Consider the following 21,954-nt stretch of genomic DNA (forward strand, 5'->3'; position numbering starts at 1 on the left):
GAATTCCCCGCTTATAGTGGTCTCATGACTTTTGAGGGTGCTGAACAGTTGGCGTTTGCGGGGCTTGCCCCACGCAAACGCCGCAAGCGTGCGCCCGCAGAGCATACTCCGGCTGAGCATAATCCTATTGCCCAAGTGGTGTTGGAAGTGCAGGCACTGCATTTGGGGCAAACGTTTGACTATCTCATTGACGAGAAAGATAGTGAGGCGGCACAGCCGGGTGTGCTGGTTCGCGTTCGGTTCGGCGGGCAGCGCGTTAACGGTGTGATTTGGAACAGGGTTGATTCCAGTAGTACGCCCCGCTCCTCGCTGCGCTATCTTGAGCGCGTGATGACTGCAGACGTGCTGGTCCCAGCGTCCATGCGTGAAGACATCACTCGCATTGCGCAAGCCTATGGTGGTACGCGTGCGAATATTCTGCGCTTTGCGGTGCCTCCGCGCGTGGCCAAGGTAGAGGCGGAACAACGGCTTGCCGCATCATTTGTACGACCGGTGGCTTCAAAGGTTATCGATGGCGCCAAGCGAGGGGATGAGCGAGTTAGCGCTCATTATGGCAATGCTCATGTGCTGCAGGATGGGTTGACTGGCAATCGGTTCCAATCATTCGTGTTTGATGTAATGCCAGGAGCCACTGAATGGCAGAAGAACATGGCATGGATGGTGGCCACAGCGTTGACTGCAGGCAAATGTGCTGTAGTGGAATTGCCAACCATGCGAGAAGTCAACGACCTCATTCCTGTGCTGCGTAATTATGGTCTCATGCCGTTCGCGCCATCGGCTTCCGGTGGTTGGATTGGCGATGTTGCTGTGCTCAATGCGGAAACCATGCCAGCCGCAGATCGATACCGCACGTATCTGGCGGTGGCATTGGGCCAGGTAAAGGTGGTTATCGGAACAAGGGCTGTGGCTTATGCGCCGGTCGAGGGGCCGGCATTGTTTGCGATTCTTGAGGATGCCGCCTACCAGAACATGGATGGCATGATGCCGTATCCGCAGGCGCGTGGCGTGATGAGGCTCAGAGCCAAGGCTCATGGCGGCGTGTTCGTAGCCATGGCTAATGCTCGTTCACCGCAAAGTCAGTGGGAGAACTCCGGACCGGATACGGTGGAAACGCCAGTGAGTGGATTTTCCACTGAGATCCATCCGCTTCCTTCTCCTCTTAAGGATGCAACACCGTGGGTGCGTTGGCTGAATCGTGAGGAGCTGAACCGTCTCGCCGATCCGACCATTGGTGCGCGAGTGCCGCATACCGCTGTGCGCGTACTAAGCGCTGCTTTGGAAAGCGGACCAATCTTGCTGTCGATTCCGCAAGACAGTATCAGCGAAACATTAAGCTGCGCGAAATGTCATCGTCAGGCACGGTGCCCGAAATGTATGGGACCATTGCAGTTGCCGTCCGATCAGTCGGATACCACGCCACGGTGCCGTTGGTGTGGTGCTCCAGCTTTGCATTGGTCATGCCCATCATGCAAGCATGAGCGCATGCGTGTGGTGCGTGTTGGTGCTGCCGGTACCGCCGCCGAGCTTGCCGGGCTTTTCCGCGGTGTTCCGGTAGTGGTATCCAGCAAGGCGCGAGGTTTGGTGCAGGATGTGCCAGCTAAACCCATGATTGTTATCGCCACGCCTGGATTCGAACCTCGCGTGCATCCTGTAGAAGGTTCACAGGGTGCGGCAGGCCGTGAATATCGAGCTGTGGCTATTTTGGACGCGTGGACGAGCCTGTATGCGCTTGGCGTGGATGCACGTTTAGATGCGCTGACTGCTTGGATGCGCGCGGTATCGTTATGTGCTCCACGTTCCCGTGGTGGGCAGGCGCTGATTCTCGGTGAAACCGACCCAGCGATAGCTCAATCACTGATGGTCTGGGATTCTCGTATTCTTGCCGGCAAAGACATGGAAGAGCGAGTGGAAACTGGTATGCCTCCTACTGTTGCCGCCGCTTGTGTATGGGGGCGCAGGGATGCGGTGATGACGCTTATGCAGCGCATTGGCGCTCTTGGCGGTGATTGGTCAGTATGCAGCGATCTGCCAGGCATGCTGGGACCAGTTCCCATCCCCCAGCCGGAAACTGTAGATGCCCGCGAATTAGAAGCCACCGCAGATCGAGTGAAAGCTGTGATTCGTGTGCCGCAAACCGAACGAGCCGAACTTGCCGTTCGTCTTCACCGCGAAACCGCACGTCATGTGGCAGCGCGAGAGCCCGGCGAGCTACGTTTCCAAATCGATCCCAAGGATCTTATATAACCCTTGCGAATGCGTAGCAGTCGCCTACGCATGGAACCATAGAACCCGATACATATCCATCACTACAGAAAGAGGCTGTACATGAAGGGCTGGCCAGGAGAACCGGATATGGAGTACGACGTGCTGGTTGCGGACGGTGAAGCTGCCGCCAATGCCGGTAAACCCATTACCGATGTTATTTTCGATTTCGGCAATGTCTTGATTTACTGGGATCCGGCTGCGGTGATGATTCCACGCTACAGCCAGAAAACCATCGATGAGTTTCTTGATAATGACATTTCCGGTTTCTATGACGTCAACGATTTGATGGACGGCGGCATGGATCCTAAGGACGCTATCGCCATTATGCGCAAGGATAAAGGCGATAAGTGGGCGGATATGCTTCAGTATTACATCGACAACTTCCGTGATTCCCTGACCGGTATTGTGCCGGGCGCCCGTGTACTGGTCAATGATTTGAAGGCCGCTGGCATTGGCGTGTGGGGCTTGAGCAATTGGGAAGCCAGCCTGTTCCATGTGGCTGAAGAGCAATGCGACATTCTTGAACAGCTGGATGGCAAGCTCGTCTCCGGTTTTGTCAAGCTGCGCAAGCCGCATAAGGAAATTTATGAGGCTGCGTTGAAGGAATTCGGTATCAAGGCCGATGGTGCGGTATTCATCGATGATAAGGCCATGAATATTGTGGGTTCCAATGCTGCCGGTATCCGCGGCGTGCGCTTCCAGGACCCGGTGAAGCTGCGCGCCCTGCTCATCGCCAATGGCGTCAACATCCCCGCCGTTCAATAACAAGTTTTAATTAACGCAAGCCCCGGCTCCCCTCCCTGAGGGGAGCTGTCAGCGACAGCTGACTGAGGGGAGCTCTACAACGGCAGTATCATGCCACGATTCGTTCATGCATTGTAAGGAGTATTATGCTGAAACTTGTGTTCGCAGGCACGCCCGATGTGGCGGTTCCTTCGCTGAAGGCATTCGCTGCTGACCCACGCTTCGACGTGGTGGGTGTTATCACCCGTCCGGATGCGCCTACCGGTCGCGGCCGTAAACTGATGCCCAGCCCGGTCAAGGCCGCAGCATTGGAACTTAGGCTTCCCGTAATCGATGCAAAGCCTCGCTCCCCCGAATTTCTTGATGCTCTGACGGCATTGGATGCGGATATCGCCGCAGTGATCGCCTATGGCAATATTCTGCCGAAGAACGTGCTCGATGCTGTGCCAATGGGCTGGTACAACCTGCACTTCTCGAATTTGCCGAAATGGCGTGGTGCCGCTCCCGCCCAGCGTGCTATTTGGGCCGGCGATGCCACTACCGGCGCCGATGTGTTCAAAGTGGGCGAAGGTCTCGATGATGGCCCGATTGTGGCCTCGATGACTATCGAGCTCACCGGCCGCGAGACTTCCGGCGAACTGCTTGACCGCCTGGCTGAGGAGGGCGCACCGATGTATGTCGACGCGTTGGCCGCAGTCGGTGATGGCACGGCTACGTTCACGCCACAGCCGGCTGAAGGCTTGGAATACGCGCATAAAATCACCGTGGAGGATGCCCGCATCGATTGGAATGATTCCGCTGAGGCAATCGACCGCCAAATCCGTGCCTGCACACCTCATCCCGGTGCTTGGACCAAGCTCTACGCAGAAGGCACCAACATCGCAGAATCCGAGCCGATTACGCTGCATATTCTCGCTGCCCGTCCCGCCGACGCCGCGAATCCGAATACGCCAACGGACCTACAACCCAGCGTGCTCAAAGCCGGCAAGAAGAACGTCTGGGTTGGCACCGGCACCACTGCTCTGGAACTCACCGAAGTCAAAGCTCAGGGCAAGAAAGCCATGCGCGCCGCTGATTGGGCCCGTGGCGCACGTCTATCTGCCGATGCCTGCGTGCAGTAAGCCATTGTTTATAGGTCTTGGCTATGACGATGCATCGTTGCATCTTACAGCCAAGACCTATCACCCGTGTAATACGCTGAATCAGGTGACGAATCAATATCTTGATCGTAACCTGATTTATTTCTAATGAAATAACACTTTTAGTACGAGATCAGATAATTACTCTTATTTATTCGCTTTTGAATTTGTTTTATCACGTAAATAAAAAATAATTGCCAAAACAACCATTGATGCAATATTCAATATGTCGCACAGCCATTCAATAACGTCTTGATTTAAGAAACCAATTTGTACTATAGGCGCATACCGCATTCCTAAGGACAACCAGGATAGAACACAAATTGTAGTCGTTATTACAACAAATAATGTCGGATACCCTTGTGAAAGCCACACGAATACAGGAATAGCAGCGCCCAGCAAGCACCATAACGCAAACCATGTATATGCGCCCAGAGGTAGAGCATCCTGATCACTGCTAGGAATGGCGGCCAATACATGAATGCCTATAGTCAAAACAACAACAGACATCACATACGCAATCCATACGGCAACCGATCGCATCATATTCCACCTCCTCGCGTATATATAGATGCATCGTTGTGAATATAAATAGTATTCATACACGTGAAGCAAATGCCATGCAATGCCATATCAAGAAAAACTTGATTTGTCTAAGACTATAGTGCAGTAGGCCTGTATCATATATGCCATGAGTGCAATCAATGCTGATAAGCCCATCACTATAGGAATCTTAGATAATGACATCTGCGCTTTAACAATGATGGATATGCTTATCAGGCACGGGAATCCTGATATCGACGTAATTTGGAAAGAAACTCAATCTCAACGATTTTTCGAACGATTCATGTTCGAGCATATTCTTCCAGATATAGTCATCGTAGATCTCGCTCTCAACGGCATATCAGGCGTTGATATTTGTCGGAATATACGCAAACGATCCAAAACAATCAATATTGTTGCAATAACATCATATCCACTTGAGCATTACCAATCTCAAGTTTCCCAAGCTGGAGCACAAGCCTTGGTCAGTAAGACCATAGTAGGAACACCTGATTTCATTCAACTTTTACGCGCCTTGAATCAAAATCTCATAACGGATATCCCCAAAAGAATTCTATATTTCAACGCTCCAATAGAAACATATCATCAGATGCAACAAGAAGCATCACCCTCTCTGTTGTCACAGCGTGAAATCAATATCCTGCGTTTGTATGCAATTGGCAAAACAACTCAAGAAATCGCCAAGCAACTTGGCATATCAATTGGTACTGTTCAATCTCACACCAGCCACGCTGCACATAAGCTAGGTGTCCAGCATCGTTTTGAAGCAATAAGAATATGTCAGCAGCAACATCTCATGTAATGCGATAGGGCAATGACAATGAATCTTTTACAAAAAATACGTTTGATGTATCTTACTGCTGTTCAAAGCACTATTAAACAACGATTTACTGGCACAGTAAATCATATAAATAGTTATTGGTATGTAATTCCCATAAGCGTATGCTGTTTAATTCATATAATTGCCATATCAGCAATGTCTATTGATTTTACAATTTTACAAATCATATTTCTTGCACTTTCTTTTGCACCACTGTTCCTAATACCACATTTTATTTTCTTTTCTTGTTGGGCAATTTTAACAATATGGTGCATTGGAATATTTCCAAGTACTACTACTCCTCTCCCAAACAGTTATTTCATCACATGCCTTTTGGCCATTGGCATTTTAGGCTACAAACAACTCAGACAAGGAATTCCTGCAGCAATTGTAATAGGAATAATCTCTTTTTTATCACAAGAAATAACTATTGGGAATAATGCCAACTCATCATCTATATCTCATATACAAGCAAATTATTTTCTCACGGATTTGCTTTTCCCCACATCATTATTACTATTGGCCGCCATTGTGGGACATACAATGCAGCAGGAACACAACAGAGAACAGCTCCGTCACAAACTACGTGAAATCGAAAACGAAAAAGCCATCACACGCAATCTGCATGATCATATTGCCAACGATATAACTGATGCCATTTTGATTATCAGACATCTGCAAACAGCCGATGAGGAAAACATCAATCCACACATAGAGGATGCGATCGTTCCACTCGAACAAGCAAATTCACGAATCCATGAACTCATCCGTCATCTAGAAGCAAAACATACTGAAAACCACGAAAGCAGTCCTGCAATGTTATCCATCAGGGATGATGTTTATCCGTTCCCCACGAAAGCTTCAAACAATATAAACATTAATTTGCAAGAACAACTGCAGGATATTTTCGCTCAGCAGCAACGCCGCCTTACCGATATGGGATTTGAAGGTATAGCGTTGCTCCCTGAGACACTGTTTCATGACGATACGGAAGCGATTGGAACATTACTCACCGGTTTCGTACGAGAAATATTCAGCAATATCGCCAATCACGCCAATCCGGACTGCGGCTACGTGGTAACTGTCGAAGCAACACCCAGTCAATACGCCGTGAGAGTTACTGACGTTCCACAAACACAGTCCCTCCCCTCAATAGCACATTCGCATAATGGTCTCACCTATTACCGCAGTGCCATCACACAAATACAAGGAAGTTTGAATATTTCTCACTCCGATGGATATTGGTCGATGGAAGCATTGATCCCACGAGAATAAAAAAATAGGCTCCAATCTCTTTCTACAGCAAAAGATTGGAGCCTACCGTGAATGTGTATTCAAACTATAGAACTACCCCTCAGTCACTATCGGTGACAACTCTGCGGCAAGGGGAGCCAGAGGGGGTTCTATCAGGCAAGGCCCGAGAGCTTGTTAATAAGCTCCGGGTCGCGCGTAGCGCCCTTGTCGGCGGAGCGGGCGAAGGCGGCGTAGGCCTTCAGGGCCTGAGACACCTTGCGGTCGCGGTGAGCCACGTAGCCGTCACCGGCCTCGAGCTCGGCACGACGCTCAGCAAGCTGCTCATCGGTCAGTTCGACGTTCACGGAACGGTTTTCGATATCGATGTTGATGATGTCGCCGTTCTTGATGAGCGCAATCGGACCCTTGTTAGCAGCCTCAGGTGCAATGTGGCCGATAGCCAGACCGGAGGAACCGCCGGAGTAACGGCCGTCGGTGAGCATAGCCACCTGCTTGCCGATACCCTTGCCCTTGACGAAGGAGGTCGGGTACAGCATCTCCTGCATACCCGGGCCACCCTTCGGGCCCTCGTAACGAATCACCAGAGCCATGCCAGGCTTCAACGTGTCATCGAGAATGACCTTGATGGCCTCTTCCTGGGATTCGACCACCAGAGCCGGTCCACGGAACTTCCAAATCTCCTGCGGCACGCCTGCGGTCTTGACCACGCAGCCGTCAGGGGCCAGGTTGCCACGCAGCACGGCGAGGCCGCCTTCGTGAATCTCCGGGTGGTTGATGTCGTGGATGGCACCGTTCTCACGGTCGGTGTCGAGCGTGTCGAACAGGGTGGTGTGCGTCCACGGTTCCGGGGAGATGATGTGGCCCGGAGCGGCCTTGTACATCTGCTTGGCTTCCTCGGTGCAGGTGTCGCGCATGATATCCCAATCGTTGAGCTTGTCCTCAAGGGTCGGGTAGTCGATGGAGTGCACGTTGCGGTGCAGCTTGCCGGCACGATCGAGCTCACCCAGAATACCGGTGATGCCACCTGCACGGTGAACATCGGAAATCTCCCACTTGCCGGACGGCGAAGCCTTGCAGATGCACGGCACAGTGTGAGAGATGCGCTCGATGTCATCCAGCGTGAAGTCCACGTCTGCGGACTGGGCCATTGCCAGGATGTGCAGCACGGTGTTGGTAGAACCGCCCATAGCCACATCCATAGTCATGGCGTTCTCGAAGGCTTCCTTGGTGGCGATGGAGCGCGGCAGCACGGAATCATCGTCATCGCGGTAGTACTGGTTAGCAATCTTGACCACCTGTTCGGCAGCACGCTTGAACAGGTCCTTACGGTAGGAGTGGGAAGCCAGGATCGTACCATTGCCCGGCAGTGCCAAGCCGATGGCTTCGGTTAGGCAGTTCATCGAGTTCGCGGTGAACATGCCGGCGCAGGAACCGCAGGTCGGGCAGACGGTCTTCTCATAGTTGAGCAGATCCTCTTCGGAGACGTTGTCGTCCGCGGAGGCGTACATCACGGAAATCAAATCCGTGTTCTTCTTGACTGTGCCGTCGGCCAGCACAGTGGTGCCGGCTTCCATCGGGCCACCGGACACGAATACGGTCGGGATGTTGAGTCGCAGTGCGGCCATCAGCATGCCCGGCACAACCTTGTCGCAGTTCGGGATGCAGATCAGAGCGTCAGCGCAGTGAGCGTTGCACTGGTATTCAACGGTGTCAGCGATGATATCGCGGGAAGGCAGGGAGTAGAGCATACCGGTGTGGCCCATAGCAATACCGTCATCCACGGCCATCGTATTGAACTCGCGGGGAATGCCGCCAGCTTCCTTGATGGCTTCGGAGACGATACGGCCCACCTTGTTCAGGTGAACATGGCCAGGCAGGAACTCATCGAAAGAGTTCGCGATGGCAATGATGGGCTTCTTGCCCATGTCGTCGCCACTGACGCCAGCGGCACGATACAGGGCGCGCGCGCCTGCGAAGACGCGGCCGGACATGAGTTTTGCAGATCGCATTTCAGTCATAATCCCATTCAAGCCCTTGCATGGGACACGGCTCTTGTCAAGAGTCGAATAATGGAATTTTCGAAAATGTAACCTTTTTCACACCCAACTACGGCACTTCCTATGCCGTGAACTGGTAAGCAAACGAATCAGACGGACGAATGACCCGAAGTCCCGCCACAAGGCTACACTTGCTTCGGTTGAGATAGATTTTCCAACGTTTGGAGACACATACTTATGGCAGAAGATACCGAGGTCAAGGGTAACGAGGCATTCGGCACTGACCCGCACCCCACCGGTCTTGCAAATCCGCCGATTGACGACCTGATGAAGCACGCCGACTCCAAGTACGCGCTGGCCATTTTCGCCGCCAAGCGCGCGCGTCAGATCAACTCCTACTTCACCCAGCTCAACGAGGGTCTGCTGCAGAACGTCGGCCCGCTGGTGGAATACCAGAACAACGAAAAGCCGCTGTCCATCGCCTTCCGCGAAATCGACGAGGGCCTGCTTGAGGAAACCTTGGGCGAGGACGACGTCAACGAAGGCAACTGATTGACCTTCGCTCCTTCGAGGGAAGCTACTGATGTAAGGCACGTCACTCGCTGATTTTCAGCCGACACACTTGCCTTGCTCACATCAATAGACTATAAATCGAACAAGAGCAAACATGCACAGGGCTCGCGCCACCGCGCTGGTTGGCACGAGCCCTTTTGTTATGTCTGCTCTGCTGTATCAACAATTGAAGAACCGTATCATTGTGCCTCGCATTTCAGCGGGGCGATAAGTCCTAACGAAAGGGATGATATGACTGAAGAGAAGCGGCTTATTTCCGCAGAATCCGTAACCGAAGGCCACCCTGACAAGGTTTGCGATCAAATCTCCGACGCCATTTTGGATGACCTGCTCGCCCAAGACCCCACCAGCCATGTAGCTGTTGAGACTTCCGCTGCAACCGGCGTATTCCTAGTGTTCGGCGAGGTTACTTCCGAGGGTTACTGCGATGTACAATCCAAGGTTCGCGAAACCCTGCGTAATATTGGCTACACTTCCTCCGAAGTAGGCCTTGACGCTGATTCCTGTGGCGTTATCGTTGCCATCACCGGCCAGAGTGCTGAAATCAATCAGGGTGTTTCCCGTCTTTCCGCCGCTCAGGAAACCGCGGCCAGCCGCGAGGAGCGCTATGAGGCTCAGGGTGCTGGCGATCAGGGCGTGATGTTCGGCTACGCCACCGATGAAACTCCGGTTTTGATGCCGTTGCCGATTTATTTGGCACATCGTCTAGCGTTCCGTCTCACCGAAGTGCGCAAGTCCGGCGAAGTGCCGCATCTGCGCCCGGACGGCAAGACTCAGGTCACTGTGGAATACGATGACAATGACAAGCCGGTTCGTCTCGATACCGTGCTGATTTCTACCCAGCATGATCCTGAGGCTACGCACGAATGGCTTGAGGCTCAGCTGAAGGAGCATGTCATCGATCCGGTATTGAAGGACGTGCTTGGCGACAAGGTGCCGTACGAAGGCTACCGTCAGCTGGTCAATCCTACTGGCTCCTTCATTCTCGGCGGCCCGGCAGCCGATGCAGGTCTGACTGGCCGTAAGATCATCGTGGATACCTACGGTGGTGCCGCTCACCACGGTGGTGGCGCGTTCTCCGGCAAGGATCCTTCCAAGGTGGATCGCTCCGCCGCATATGCCACCCGTTGGGTTGCCAAGAACATTGTGGCCGCAGGTCTTGCACACAAGGCTGAGGTCCAGGTGGCCTACGCTATTGGCGTGGCCGACCCGGTGTCCATTAATGTGGAGACCTTCGGCACCGAGCAGGGCGTGACCCGTGGCCAGATCGCCGCCGCCGTGCGTAAGGTATTCGATTTGCGTCCGGCCGCCATCATCGACGAGCTTGATCTCAAGCGCCCGATCTATTTGAAGACCGCCGCTTATGGTCACTTTGGCCGCACCGATGTTGAGTTCCCGTGGGAGCGCACCAATAAGGTGGATGAGCTCAAGGCTGCAATCGCCGAAGCGTAACGCATCCTCTACCTCTGGCTCCCCTCAAAAAGAGGGGAGCCATTTGTTTTACTGACAACTATTTACTGACAACTTCACGACCCTGCACCCAAACAGTACGAATGTTCTCCGGTACGGCAAGGTTCACAATCTTTTGGAAGATATCTGAAGCTGGCTCATTGTCTTCGAAGATGGGCAGACGAGCGCTCGGGAACTTGGTATCGACCACTTGAGCATCCCAAGCATATCCAACTTCTAAGCGTCCAATCGGCAAGCCCAGGGATTCGCCGCCACCGGCAGTAGCCACATAGAACGCGTTGTTCAAGGTCAGGGCGCTGTTCGTCACTCCCCTCTCCCCTGCTGCCAGACCACGATTCACACCGGTTTCCAACATGCGTGAGGATGTCACCGCCTGACGAATTGCGCCATACAAGTCCGGATTGTATCCACCGGAAATATCACTGCCCATTGCCACATGCATACCGGCATCCAAGTATCGGCGAATCGGCGCCACCGACCCGGCGAAGAATGCGTTGGAAAGCGGGCAGTGCACGGCTATCGCACCGGTTTGCGCATATACTTCCATATCTTCTTCAGACAGATACACGCTATGCGCCAGAATGCTGCGATCGGTCAGTAACCCGAACTCGTGCAGCATATGCGTATCGCTTTTGCCATAGCATTCATACGCGTAGCCGTGCTCCCAATCGCTTTCACTGCAATGGGTTTGAATGTAGGCCACATCATGATAATGCGTGGCCAGTTCTCCAAGCCCGCGCAAGGCCTCATCCGTGCAGCTGGGAATGAATCGTGGAGTGATTACCGGGTACACGCCCTGCACACTGCTCTGGCTGAGTTCGGCGACCTCCTCGATGAATCGCTTGGTCTCCTCGATAGCCGCCTGAGCCGAAGCATCACGATAATATTCCGGATTAGCTTCAGGATCATCCATCACCACCTTACCCACCAAAGCGCGCTGGCCAAGCCGGGCGGCTTCCTGAGCCAATACTAGAGAACCCTTGCGGTCAACAGTGGCGTAATAGGATGCCGTGGTGGTGCCGGTGGAGAGCATGCGGCTCACCAAATCCTCATACACCTTGTGAGCGAAAGCCTCATCAGCGAATTTGGCTTCCGTGGGGAACGTGTATTTACCGAGCCAGACTTCCAATGGCTCATCCAATCCGGTGCCATCCTGCGCCCATTGTGGAGCATGAACATGCAGGTCGATGAAGCCCGGCAGCAGATAGGAGCCTGCGGCAATAGCATGATAGATGCCACGTTCCTGTGCGTGCGCTCGCTCCGCTTCGTATCGTTCATCATCTGGTTCCAATACTGATTGGATGATGCCGTGTTCGTCGATCAGGAATAGTGAGTGATCGAAATACTGTACGTCGTCGCGAGTGCGCGAAGTGAAACCTGAACCTTCAATGGCTAAGGTAATCGTCATTGATTATCTCCTTTATCTCATTGTCAATAGTGAGAAAAGGCTCGCATACGAACTGGGGAGAACCAATTTGTATGCGAGCCTTGCATGGATTGAACTATCAGTTCTGGCTGTAGATCTTCTTGCGGAAGAGCAGGAACACGATCAGGCCAAGCAGCATTACGCCACCGCCGATCAGGAGCAGGTTGGCGTAGCCGGCCGCCGCACCGGTGGCACCGGTGATGCTGGAGCCTGCCAGCGACTGGGAGCCCATCAGACCGCCGATAACGGTGATGCCGATGGATGCAGTGACGTTCATCACCAGATCGTTCATGCCCACGCCACGGCCGGATTCGCTCTGCGGCAAGGTGTCAATCACAGTGGAAACCACCGGGGAGTAGAGCAGACCCACGCCGCAGTAGAACAGGCATGCGGTGAGCGTGAGCACCAGGAAGCCAGCGTTGACAGCCAGGGCGGCGGTCACGAAGCCGGCAATCATCAAGCATGCGGCGGTGATCAGTGCTGGTTGGCGACCGATCTTGCCGATGATCCAACCGGAGGAGGTGCCGACCACTGCGGCGCACACGAAGGCCCACACAATGTAGGTGGAAACCTGTGCGGTGGTCATGCCGTAGACGGAGGTGCCGATGGCGTTGAACAGCGGGGAAATGCAGTAGTTGGTGAAGTAGAACACCAGAATCAGGCTGATGGCAGCCAGCCAGCGGGTGTTCTTGAAGAACTCCGGGGTGATGAACGGGTTGGCGGCCTTGTGGATGTACACGGCGAAGATGGCGAACAGCACCACAGCCACGGCGAGCATCCACCATGCCATGTAGGAGAAGAACAGGGTGAGGAAGGCGCTAGCCAAACCGAAGATGGTGAAGCCAAGCCAGTCAACATGTTCGTTGCCACCCTGACGGCCCGGCAGGTTCTTGAGCAGGGTCGGCAGGAAGAAGATGGTCACCACGGGGATGAGGAACAGGTACTGCCATGCAATAGAGCTCAGCACACCAGCTGCGAACACGCCAATGGAGGCGGACAACTGGTAGGCAGCGGTATACAGGCCGAAGAAGATGACCTTGAGCGACGGCTTCAGGTACTTGGTGGCGATGACCAGGAACACGGAACCAGCGACCTGTTCACCTGCGGTTTGCAGCACGCGAGCAATAATCACGGTCCAGATGTTCGCAGTGAAGAAGAAGTTCGCCACGAAGCCGAACAGGGAGCCGACGAGCAGGGTCACGAGACCGGCTACGACCAGTCGCTTCAGGGAGACGAAATCGCCAAGAGAACCGTAGATAAAGCAGACGATGCCGAGCACCAGCGATGGGAATGCAGTAATCAGCGAAGCCTGTGCCGGAGCTCCTACATCTTCACCAACTTGGGTGAACACCAAGTTGAAGCCCTGAAGGCACAGAGTGCCGAGGATGAAAGTGATCAGCAGCAGAATCAGCGCCTTGATGGCCATCTTGTTGCTGGTTTCCGGGTCAGTCCACGGATCTGCAACCGGAGTTGTAGTGGTTTGTGTCATTATTTTCTTCCTTTATTTCTTTCTCTCCATTAGGGGAAGTTTGGAAAGTGTCACTCGGCGTTCTTAGCGAGACCGGTGATGCGGGTCATGAATTCATCCAGGAAGCGAGGCACATCAACGTCGATGGCGGCCTTCATGGTTTTGACCGGATCGTTCATGCGCGTGTTGTCGCCGATAGTGCGGCCGCGGGTCGGGCTTTCCACGTCCACCTTCATGTTGATGGGCAGCGCGGTGATCAGGGTCGGGTCCACAGCCACGCCCACAGCGAGTGGGTCATGAAGGCCGCAACCGCCGAGGTGTGGCGACGTGGTCTCGTACGCCTTGATGTAGTAGTCGGTCATGTCTGCGAGGAAGTTGCCGGCTTTGGTGCCAAGGTCGCGCCACTGCTGGGTTTCCTTGTAGGTGAGCAGCGTCTGCAAGGTGACGTCGAGACCGACCATTGTGGCTGGGGCTCCGGAACGGAACAGGTAGTCGGCGGCTTCCGGATCCTGGGAGATGTTGGCTTCCTCCCAACCGTTTACGTTGCCGCATACGGTCAGAGCTCCGCCCATCAGCACGATCTTGCCGATTTCATCCTTGATTTCAGGGGCTTTCTTCAAGGCTGCAGCAATATTGGTCATTGGACCAGTGGGGACGTAGATCAAATCCTTACCGTACGTCTTCACGGCATCGATAATGAAGTCAACCGCGGATTCGGTTTCCGGCTCACGGTTGGAGTCCGGGATGTCTACGTCGCCGATGCCGTTCTTTCCGTGAATGAATGCGGAAATGTCGAGCACTTCGAAGGAATCAGTGGTGCTGGAGTGCGGCAATCCCTTATACACCTTGACTTCCGGATGACCGAGCAGATCGGTGATGGCTAGGGAATTGCGCACGCCCTGTTCGAGCAGCACGTTGCCGTACGTACCGGTAATGCCAATAAGCTCGACTTCCGGACTGCCGAGCGCATAGGAGATGGCGAGGGCATCGTCCACGCCGGTATCAAGGTCAAGAATCAGTTTCTTTGTCATGGGAGCGCCTTTCCCTGTGCTGTGCTCAATAACCGAATGGCTATTGATTTACCTCGTTAATATTAACGAGCATCGGGCAAGCTCACCGAATTACCGGGCGTGGCTAAGAATGCCACCACAACCATGCTGACAAGTGCAATAGTGTTGTCAATAAAAAATCGGACTCCCCTTGTGTCAGGAGAGTCCGATGATGACTTATACCAGGCAGTCCGTGCTACTCGAGTTCTACAGCACCGGTATACAACTGATAGTATTCGCCCTTCTGCGCAATCAACTCATCATGCGAACCACGTTCGATGATGTTGCCATGATCGAGCACCATGATTACGTCGGAGTTGCGCACGGTGGAGAGACGATGGGCGATCACGAAGACCGTACGTCCCTTCATCAATGCATCCATGCCAGCCTGCACCACTTCCTCGGTACGGGTATCAATCGAGGAGGTGGCCTCGTCAAGAATCAGGGCCGGGGAATCGGCCACTGCGGCGCGGGCAATGGAGATCAGCTGACGTTGGCCTTGGGAAAGACCGGAACCGTCGCCTTCAAGCACGGTCTGGTAACCCTGCGGCAGCATGCGGATGAAACCGTCCGCGTTCACCAGTTTGGCGGCCTCGATGCATTCCTCATCGGTGGCGTTGAGGCGACCATAGCGGATGTTGTCCATCACGGTACCGGTGAACAGGTTCACGTCCTGCAGCACAATGCCCAGCGAGCGGCGCAGATCAGGCTTCTTAATGTTCTTCACATCGATGCCGTCGTAAAGGATCTGACCTTCCTGAATGTCATAGAAGCGATTGATCAGGTTGGTTACCGTGGTCTTGCCGGCACCGGTGGCGCCGACGAGCGCCATCTTCTGGCCGGGCTTGGCGAACCAGGTGATGTCGTGCAGTACGGGCTTGTCCGGATTGTAGCCGAAGGTCACGTTGGTGAAACGCACGTCGCCCTGCAGCAGCGTCAGGCGACCGTCCGGCGAGGTGATCGCCTGCTCCTTAGCCTTCAGCGCCACTTCACGAGCGGCGCCATGCAGCTTTTCGGCGGCCTTCAACGAACGGGTACCATCGTCGCCTTCCTCACGCTTCCATGCCCAGTGGCCGGTCTCGTGATCGACCTCGGTCATGGTGCGGCCATCTTCGCCCAGTTCCACGTTGACCAAGGTCACGGAACCGTTGTCGGATTCCACAGGTTCATCCATCAGCGCGAAGATGCGGGATGCGCCGGCGAGCGCCATCATCACCATGTTGAGCTGCATGGAGACCTGGCCGAGCGGGTTGATGAACGAGCGGGACAGGGTCAGCAGGGAAATCAGGGTGCCGAGGGTCAGTGGGCCGAAGCCGTTCAGTCCCACGTTGCCCACGCCGGCGAGCGCCATAGCGCCGCCCACGATGGCGAGCAGGATGTAGAGCATGTAACCCATGTTGCCCACCACTGGCATGGTGACGTTGCCCCAAGTGTTGGCTTCTGCGGATGCTTCGAACAGTTCCTGGTTCTTCTCGTCGAAGGTCTTCTGTGTGGCATCTTCATGGTTGAAGACCTTGATGACCTTCTGCCCGTTCACGGATTCCTCCACGAACGCGTTCACATCACCCAGCCACTGCTGTTGCTTGACGAAGAAGCGGCCTGCGCGACCCACGATGGCCTTGACCACGAAGAACAAGCCCACGGTGAACAACAGCACGAATACGGTGATCGGGATGGAGAGCCACAGCATGGAGATCACTGCCGCGATGGCGGAGATGGCTGAGGCGAACATCTGCGGGAAGGACTGGGAGATGGCCTGGCGCAGCGTGTCCGTGTCGTTGGTGTAGCGGCTCATGATGTCGCCGTGTTCGTTGGTGTCGAAGTAGCGAATCGGCAGATGCTGCTGGTGGGCGAACATGTCGTCACGAATCTTCTTTAGTGTGCCTTGTTCCACGGTGACAATCAGCCACTGCCAGAGCCAGCTGGCCACGATACCGGCCACATACAGGCAGCCCATCAGGGTGATGGCTTGCAAGAGCGGACCCCAATCCGGGTGCTTGGCACCGACCATCGGCAGAATGTAGGTGTCGATCAGCGACTGAAGGAACAATGCGGATCCGGCCTGGGCGGCGGCACCGACGAGGATGCATACCACGATGGCCACCACGCGCCACTTGTACTGCATGATGTAGCCGAAGATGCGCTTGGTGGTGCCGGGAGCCGGCTTGCCCATAGCGGGCTTTCGGTTCTTGAAGCTTTGCTTATCGCTCATCGTGCCTCTCCTTCCTCAGCTGCGTTCTTGATGTTTTCGGCTTCCTTGGCTGCGGCCTGCTCAAGCTCGGCTTGGCCTGCCGCAGTGTTCTTGGTCTGCGATTCGTAGATGGAACGGTATTCATCGCAGGTCTTGAGCAGTTCGTCATGCGTACCGCGGGCCATGATGCGGCCTTCGTCCATGACCAGAATCATGTCGGATTCCTGCACCGAGGCCACGCGCTGGGCGATGATGATCTTGGTGGTGTCCGGAATCTCATGGTGGAAGGCTTCACGGATCAGCTTGTCGGTTTTGGTGTCGACTGCGGATGTGGAGTCATCCAGGATCAGGATCTTCGGCTTCTTGAGCAGTGCGCGCGCGATGCACAGACGCTGACGCTGGCCACCGGACACGTTGGTACCGCCTTGTTCGATGTAGGTGTCGTACTTATCCGGGAATTCCTGAATGAAGCCGTCTGCCTGTGCGAGCTGGCATGCGTGGCGAATCTCCTCATCAGTGGCATCCGGGTTACCCCAGCGCAGGTTTTCGGCGATGGTGCCGGAGAACAGCACGTTCTTCTGCAGCACCATAGCCACCTGATCGCGCAGAACCTCAAGATCATATTCGCGCACATCGCGGCCACCGACCTTGAGCGAGCCGGCGGACACGTCATAAAGACGGGGAACCAGCTGCACCAGCGAAGACTTGGCGGAACCGGTGCCGCCGACGATGCCCACCGTTGCACCGGAGGGAATGGTCAGGTTGATGTCATCGAGCACCGGCTTCTCGGAGCTGTCGGAGTAACGGAAGGTGACGTCATCGAATTCGATGGAGCCATCAGTCACGGTCTTGACCGGGTTCTGCGGGTCGACCACAGTGCTCTTTTCCTGCAATACCTGGCAGATTCGTTCGGCGGACGCCTGGGAGATGATGAACATGACAAAGATCATCGACAGCATCATCATGGCCATCAAAATCTGCATGGCATAGGTCACCAGAGCGGTCAGGTCACCGGTGGTGAGTCCCAGTGCGGCATTGTTGCCGGACGCCACAATCTGCTGGGCGCCCATCCAGGAAATGAGAATCATCGAGGCATAGATGCAGAACATCATGATTGGGCTGTTGAAGCTCATGATGCGCTCGGCCAGCGTGAAGTCCTTGAAAATACGCTTGGAAATGCGGTCGAACTTATGGATTTCGAAGGATTCACGATTGTAGGACTTCACCACGCGAATGCCCTGCAGGTTCTCGTCCACCACATTGTTCAGCGCGTCATAGGTGTGGAACACGCGCTCGAACACCGGGTGCACCAACACCGCGAGCCCACACAGGCCAATGGCCAAGATCGGGATGCAGGCAAGGAACACCATCGAAATCGACGGGCTGATGCGGAACGAGAAGATCCATGCCACAACCACCATGATTGGGGCACGCACGCCCATGCGCACCATCATGCCGTAGGCCATCTGCAGATTGGTCACATCAGTGGTGAGGCGGGTGATGATGGAGCCGGTGGAGAATCGGTCGATGTTAGTGAAGCTGAAGCGCTGCACCTGTTCAAACTGGTCGCGGCGCAGGTTCTTGGCGAAGCCGGCTGCGGCGATGGCAGCATACTTTCCGGCCAGGAAGCCGCAGGCCAGGGAGACCAGCGAGCAGACCAGCAGAATCAGGCCGAACTTGATGATGGCCGGCATGCTGCCACCGGTGATGCCCTGATCGATCAGGGTGGCCATCACCGTGGGAATCACGATTTCCAGAATGGCTTCGATGAACACGAACAGCGGGGCCAGCAGGCTTTCCCTGGTGTATTCACGCATCGATCCCAACAGTGTGCGGATGATGTGCTTCGGACGAGCCGGTTCCACGGCTTTACGCGAGCGTTCAATGGCTGCTTCAGTGGCAGCCGCGCTGTCTTCCACGGTCGCATTGCCAGCCGAAGCAACACGCTTGGTTGCGTTAGTGCTCATTTACTCTCCTCCTTCATATCCTGTTCGTATTCTCGTTGTGCGGCATCGATGTTCGCCCGCATGCGTCTGACACAATCACGCAAGGCGGCTTGTTCGCTATCCGTCAGGCCTTCAACCAGCAGATGTTCCACACGCTCACCATTGGCTTTCAGGTCGGCCACGATGGAATCCGCCTTGTCGGTCAAAACGATGCGTTTGAGTCTGGCATCATGGGCCACCGGCTCGCGCACAATCAGACCTTTCTTTTCCATCAGCGTCAATACGCGGGATGCAGTGGAACGCGTGATGCAGAATTTCTGCTCTATGGTGTGCTGGTAGATGTCGCGGTCGCGATTGCGCGCCAGAAAGATGATGATATGGGCGTTGCCACCGGTCGCGATACGCGCGGATTCCGGCATGCTTTCACCTAAATATCGATCTACGGCTTTGCTTAGTGAGCGCATTTCGATGCTGAGAGCATGATGATCCATATCGCTCCCCCATTCGATTGCCTTATTGTTTGTGATAGTTGCGCTGCATCTGCAACTGTTGTATATGCAACGAAACAGTGTAATGCGCACCACATACAACAGTTGCACATGCAACAATCAGCGTGTCGCAACAGCACAACGAAACACAGAGCAGAACAGAACAAAAGGCTCCCCTCAGCGAGGGGAGCCAAATCGTGCGTTCCTTACTTATTCAGTTCGGCGTAGCCGTTCAGCAGGAACTTGGTGACGTCCTTGCCGGCTTCACCCATCAGCGTGGGCAGCGAGTTAATCGGCATGGAGTTCAGGAACATGCGCATCATGGCGTTATCGGTGAGCTTCGGCAACTTGCCGGCCTCGCCTGCAGCGGTCAAGTCCTCGACCACCTTGGAGCCGACCGGATCGGCGGACCATTCGCCGAAGGTGGACCATTCGGTCAGCGGCTGGGTCTTGCCGTCGCCGTCGAGCTCCACGCTCACCGTTGCGGCGATGTCACGAGAGCTCGTGCCAATTTCGATGCCGTATTCGCCGGCTTCCACATGCCAGTCGTTGAACTTCTCGGACCAGTAGGCGAACGCGCGTTCGTCAAGGTCGATGGTCACGGTTGCGGATTCGCCGGCCTTCAGGAACACCTTCTTGAAGCCCTTGAGTTCGTGTACCGGGCGCGCAACGTCCGCCTTGCCGGGTGCCACGTAGACCTGCACGGTTTCGGCGGCATCCACCGCGGAGGTGTTGGTCACGGTGGCGGTTACGGACGCGGTGTTGGCGCCGGTCTTGGCGGCAGAGATATCGGAGACCTCGAAGGTGGCATAGCTCAGGCCGTAGCCGAACGGGTAATCGACGGCCTTCTTATAGGTGTCGTAGTAGCGGTAGCCCACGAACACGCCTTCGCCGTAGTCCACATGGCCTTCCTCGCCCGGCCAGTTGAGCATGCTCGGGTCATCATTGATGTCCAGCGGAATGGACTGGGCAAGCTTGCCGGAGGGGCTCACCTTGCCGAAGATCACATCGGCGAGCGCCGGGCCACCGGCCTGGCCGAGCAGCCAAGATTCCAGAATGCCCTTGGCATACTGGGCCCACGGGTGCACGGAGACCACGGAACCGTTGGAGAGCACCACGGCCACGTTCGGGTTCACTTCGGCAACGCGGCGCAGCAGTTCGATCTGCTTGGCCGGCATGTCGAGGTTTTCGCGGTCGAAGCCTTCGGATTCGGCGGCTTCCGGAAGCCCCAGGAACATGAGTACCTTGTCGGCGGTCTTGGCGGTTTCAATGGCTGCAGCTTCCAGCGCCGGGTCCGCAGGCTCAAGATCGAGCGTGAAGCCGGGGGCGAAGCTGGCCTCGATGCCGCGCTCGGCAAGCGTGTCAAGGAAGCTGGTCATCTTGGTGGGGGTGATGTGCGAAGAGCCACCGCCCTGGTAGCGCGGGGTGCGTGCGAATTCGCCGATGACCGCGATCTTCTCGCCTGCGCTCGGGTCGAGCGGCAGGATGGCTTCATCGTTCTTGAGCAGCACCATAGATTCCACGGCGGCCTGATGGGCCACTTCGTCGTGTGCATCCACGTCGAAACGGTAGCCGTCAATGCTCATGGCGGCACGGGCCTTGTTGGTCAGATCGATCATGCCCTGAGCCATACGGTCCAGTTGGGCCGGAGCGATGCGGCCGTCGCGGGCGGCGTATACCACCTGATCGTCGGTGTAGCTTGGCGGCATTTCAAGGTTCAGACCGGCGTTCAGGGAGGCCACGCGATCGTGGTCGGCGCCCCAGTCGGACATGACGATGCCTTCGAAGCCCCATTCGTCGCGCAGTACGTCGGTCAGCAGCCAATGGTTCTGAGAGGAGTGCACGCCATTGATACGGTTGTAGGAGCACATGATGGTCCACGGCTGAGCGGTTTTGACGATGTGCTCAAATGCCGGCAGGTAGATTTCACGCAGAGCGCGCTGGCTGATGCGAGCGTCCACGCGCAGACGGTCGGTCTCCTGATTGTTGGCTGCGAAGTGCTTCAGGGACGTGCCTACACCCTTGGATTGCACGCCGGCAACGATGCCGACCGCTTCATGGCCAGCCAAATACGGGTCTTCGGACCAGTATTCAAAGCAGCGGCCTCCGAGCGGGTTGCGCTTGATGTTCACACCGGGGCCGAGGATCACGGCCACCTTTTCTTGAATGCATTCCTCGGCCATTGCCTCGCCGACCTGATGAATGAGTTCCGGGTTCCATGAACTGGACAAGCCAGCGGCCGGAGGGAAGCAGGTGGCCGGCACGGAGTCATCCAGATCGGTTTCGCCGGTGCTGGAAGCCAGGGATTTGCGCAGACCGTGAGGGCCATCGGTAATCATGTAACCGGGGACGCCCTTGGACTCGACACCCTGCAGATGCCAAGCGTCACCGCCGGAGGTGAGGGATGCTTTCTCTTCGAGGGTCAGGTCCTTGACGGAAGGGTAGGTCTGCTCGCTCATGGGAACCTCTTTCTTTGAGTTGTGCGATATCAGTCAGTCCGTGCGGCCTGGAATCAAGCACCATTGCGCAGCGCTTAACTATCCGTGGTATTCACCCGTGG

General features: G+C 55.3%; 15 protein-coding genes, 1 pseudogene and 1 riboswitch. Of the genes and pseudogenes, 7 read left to right on the forward strand and 9 right to left on the reverse strand.

What is annotated here, in order from left to right; all coding sequences use genetic code 11:
- Positions 1 to 24: 24 nt before the first annotated feature.
- From AC1AY0_RS01915 to fmt, 3 genes are all read left to right on the forward strand, one after another.
- Positions 25 to 2,244, forward strand: coding sequence for a primosomal protein N' (locus tag AC1AY0_RS01915; RefSeq protein WP_476525643.1), 2,220 nt, complete (start codon positions 25 to 27; stop codon positions 2,242 to 2,244).
- An 81-nt stretch (positions 2,245 to 2,325) separates the two neighbouring features.
- On the forward strand, positions 2,326 to 3,030 hold the full coding sequence (locus AC1AY0_RS01920) for an HAD family hydrolase (RefSeq protein ID WP_476525645.1): 705 nt from the start codon (positions 2,326 to 2,328) through the stop codon (positions 3,028 to 3,030).
- A 125-nt stretch (positions 3,031 to 3,155) separates the two neighbouring features.
- Positions 3,156 to 4,130, forward strand: coding sequence for a methionyl-tRNA formyltransferase (gene fmt / locus AC1AY0_RS01925; RefSeq protein WP_476525646.1), 975 nt, complete (start codon positions 3,156 to 3,158; stop codon positions 4,128 to 4,130).
- A 165-nt stretch (positions 4,131 to 4,295) separates the two neighbouring features.
- On the opposite strand, the gene AC1AY0_RS01930 is transcribed toward fmt, so the two are convergent.
- Positions 4,296 to 4,694, reverse strand: coding sequence for a hypothetical protein (locus tag AC1AY0_RS01930; RefSeq protein WP_476525647.1), 399 nt, complete (start codon positions 4,692 to 4,694; stop codon positions 4,296 to 4,298).
- Positions 4,695 to 4,839: 145 nt separating this feature from the next.
- Here AC1AY0_RS01930 and AC1AY0_RS01935 point away from each other — a divergent pair, with 145 nt between their 5' ends.
- Both AC1AY0_RS01935 and AC1AY0_RS01940 read left to right on the forward strand, forming a co-directional pair.
- Positions 4,840 to 5,514, forward strand: coding sequence for a LuxR C-terminal-related transcriptional regulator (locus AC1AY0_RS01935; RefSeq protein ID WP_476525648.1), 675 nt, complete (start codon positions 4,840 to 4,842; stop codon positions 5,512 to 5,514).
- Positions 5,515 to 5,688: 174 nt separating this feature from the next.
- Entirely contained in the window at positions 5,689 to 6,807 is a 1,119-nt protein-coding gene (locus AC1AY0_RS01940; protein ID WP_476525649.1) for a sensor histidine kinase, read from the forward strand.
- 131 nt (positions 6,808 to 6,938) lie between these two features.
- Here the strand turns inward: AC1AY0_RS01940 and ilvD are convergent, their stop codons facing one another.
- A complete protein-coding gene (gene ilvD / locus AC1AY0_RS01945) occupies positions 6,939 to 8,804 on the reverse strand; it encodes a dihydroxy-acid dehydratase (RefSeq protein ID WP_476525651.1) in 1,866 nt (621 codons plus the stop codon).
- Positions 8,805 to 9,020: 216 nt separating this feature from the next.
- Between ilvD and rpoZ the strand changes: the two genes are divergently transcribed.
- Together rpoZ and metK are read left to right on the forward strand one after the other, a co-directional pair.
- The gene (rpoZ, locus tag AC1AY0_RS01950; RefSeq protein WP_033890206.1) at positions 9,021 to 9,335 is read left to right on the forward strand and encodes a DNA-directed RNA polymerase subunit omega; all 315 of its coding nucleotides are present in this window, start codon (positions 9,021 to 9,023) and stop codon (positions 9,333 to 9,335) included.
- Between the two features lie 196 nt (positions 9,336 to 9,531).
- A riboswitch (SAM riboswitch) is annotated at positions 9,532 to 9,592 on the forward strand.
- On the forward strand, positions 9,588 to 10,808 hold the full coding sequence (metK, locus tag AC1AY0_RS01955) for a methionine adenosyltransferase (protein ID WP_476525652.1): 1,221 nt from the start codon (positions 9,588 to 9,590) through the stop codon (positions 10,806 to 10,808). It overlaps the preceding riboswitch by 5 nt.
- A 58-nt stretch (positions 10,809 to 10,866) precedes the next feature.
- Here metK and guaD read toward each other — a convergent pair whose 3' ends face one another.
- The 7 genes and pseudogenes from guaD to AC1AY0_RS01990 form a co-directional block, all read right to left on the reverse strand.
- Positions 10,867 to 12,234 carry a guanine deaminase gene (guaD, locus tag AC1AY0_RS01960; protein WP_476525653.1) on the reverse strand — a complete coding sequence of 456 codons (1,368 nt, stop codon included), beginning with the start codon at positions 12,232 to 12,234 and terminating at the stop codon, positions 10,867 to 10,869.
- Between the two features lie 97 nt (positions 12,235 to 12,331).
- Complete coding sequence (locus tag AC1AY0_RS01965; protein ID WP_476525655.1) at positions 12,332 to 13,741, reverse strand: MFS transporter; 1,410 nt, start codon at positions 13,739 to 13,741, stop codon at positions 12,332 to 12,334.
- A 50-nt stretch (positions 13,742 to 13,791) separates the two neighbouring features.
- On the reverse strand, positions 13,792 to 14,751 hold the full coding sequence (locus AC1AY0_RS01970; RefSeq protein ID WP_476525657.1) for a nucleoside hydrolase: 960 nt from the start codon (positions 14,749 to 14,751) through the stop codon (positions 13,792 to 13,794).
- 214 nt (positions 14,752 to 14,965) lie between these two features.
- On the reverse strand, positions 14,966 to 16,981 hold the full coding sequence (locus AC1AY0_RS01975) for an ABC transporter ATP-binding protein (RefSeq protein WP_476525658.1): 2,016 nt from the start codon (positions 16,979 to 16,981) through the stop codon (positions 14,966 to 14,968).
- The gene (locus AC1AY0_RS01980) at positions 16,978 to 18,777 is read right to left on the reverse strand and encodes an ABC transporter ATP-binding protein (protein ID WP_476525940.1); all 1,800 of its coding nucleotides are present in this window, start codon (positions 18,775 to 18,777) and stop codon (positions 16,978 to 16,980) included. The genes AC1AY0_RS01975 and AC1AY0_RS01980 overlap by 4 nt, the downstream gene beginning before the upstream one ends.
- A 152-nt stretch (positions 18,778 to 18,929) precedes the next feature.
- Positions 18,930 to 19,397 (reverse strand): annotated as a pseudogene (locus AC1AY0_RS01985) (MarR family winged helix-turn-helix transcriptional regulator); the annotation flags it as partial.
- A 203-nt stretch (positions 19,398 to 19,600) separates the two neighbouring features.
- Entirely contained in the window at positions 19,601 to 21,853 is a 2,253-nt protein-coding gene (locus AC1AY0_RS01990) for an exo-alpha-(1->6)-L-arabinopyranosidase (protein WP_101625185.1), read from the reverse strand.
- Positions 21,854 to 21,954: the final 101 nt, after the last annotated feature.

It is taken from the genome of Bifidobacterium sp. LH_416, assembly GCF_056357055.1.

Coding starts and splice junctions, on each gene's coding strand:
- AC1AY0_RS01915 (WP_476525643.1), top strand. CDS start 25: ATGACTTTTGAGGGTGCTGAACAGTTGGCGTTTGCGGGGCTTGCCCCA.
- AC1AY0_RS01920 (WP_476525645.1), top strand. CDS start 2,326: ATGAAGGGCTGGCCAGGAGAACCGGATATGGAGTACGACGTGCTGGTT.
- fmt (WP_476525646.1), top strand. CDS start 3,156: ATGCTGAAACTTGTGTTCGCAGGCACGCCCGATGTGGCGGTTCCTTCG.
- AC1AY0_RS01930 (WP_476525647.1), bottom strand. CDS start 4,694: ATGATGCGATCGGTTGCCGTATGGATTGCGTATGTGATGTCTGTTGTT.
- AC1AY0_RS01935 (WP_476525648.1), top strand. CDS start 4,840: ATGAGTGCAATCAATGCTGATAAGCCCATCACTATAGGAATCTTAGAT.
- AC1AY0_RS01940 (WP_476525649.1), top strand. CDS start 5,689: ATGTCTATTGATTTTACAATTTTACAAATCATATTTCTTGCACTTTCT.
- ilvD (WP_476525651.1), bottom strand. CDS start 8,804: ATGACTGAAATGCGATCTGCAAAACTCATGTCCGGCCGCGTCTTCGCA.
- rpoZ (WP_033890206.1), top strand. CDS start 9,021: ATGGCAGAAGATACCGAGGTCAAGGGTAACGAGGCATTCGGCACTGAC.
- metK (WP_476525652.1), top strand. CDS start 9,588: ATGACTGAAGAGAAGCGGCTTATTTCCGCAGAATCCGTAACCGAAGGC.
- guaD (WP_476525653.1), bottom strand. CDS start 12,234: ATGACGATTACCTTAGCCATTGAAGGTTCAGGTTTCACTTCGCGCACT.
- AC1AY0_RS01965 (WP_476525655.1), bottom strand. CDS start 13,741: ATGACACAAACCACTACAACTCCGGTTGCAGATCCGTGGACTGACCCG.
- AC1AY0_RS01970 (WP_476525657.1), bottom strand. CDS start 14,751: ATGACAAAGAAACTGATTCTTGACCTTGATACCGGCGTGGACGATGCC.
- AC1AY0_RS01975 (WP_476525658.1), bottom strand. CDS start 16,981: ATGAGCGATAAGCAAAGCTTCAAGAACCGAAAGCCCGCTATGGGCAAG.
- AC1AY0_RS01980 (WP_476525940.1), bottom strand. CDS start 18,777: ATGCGTGAATACACCAGGGAAAGCCTGCTGGCCCCGCTGTTCGTGTTC.
- AC1AY0_RS01990 (WP_101625185.1), bottom strand. CDS start 21,853: ATGAGCGAGCAGACCTACCCTTCCGTCAAGGACCTGACCCTCGAAGAG.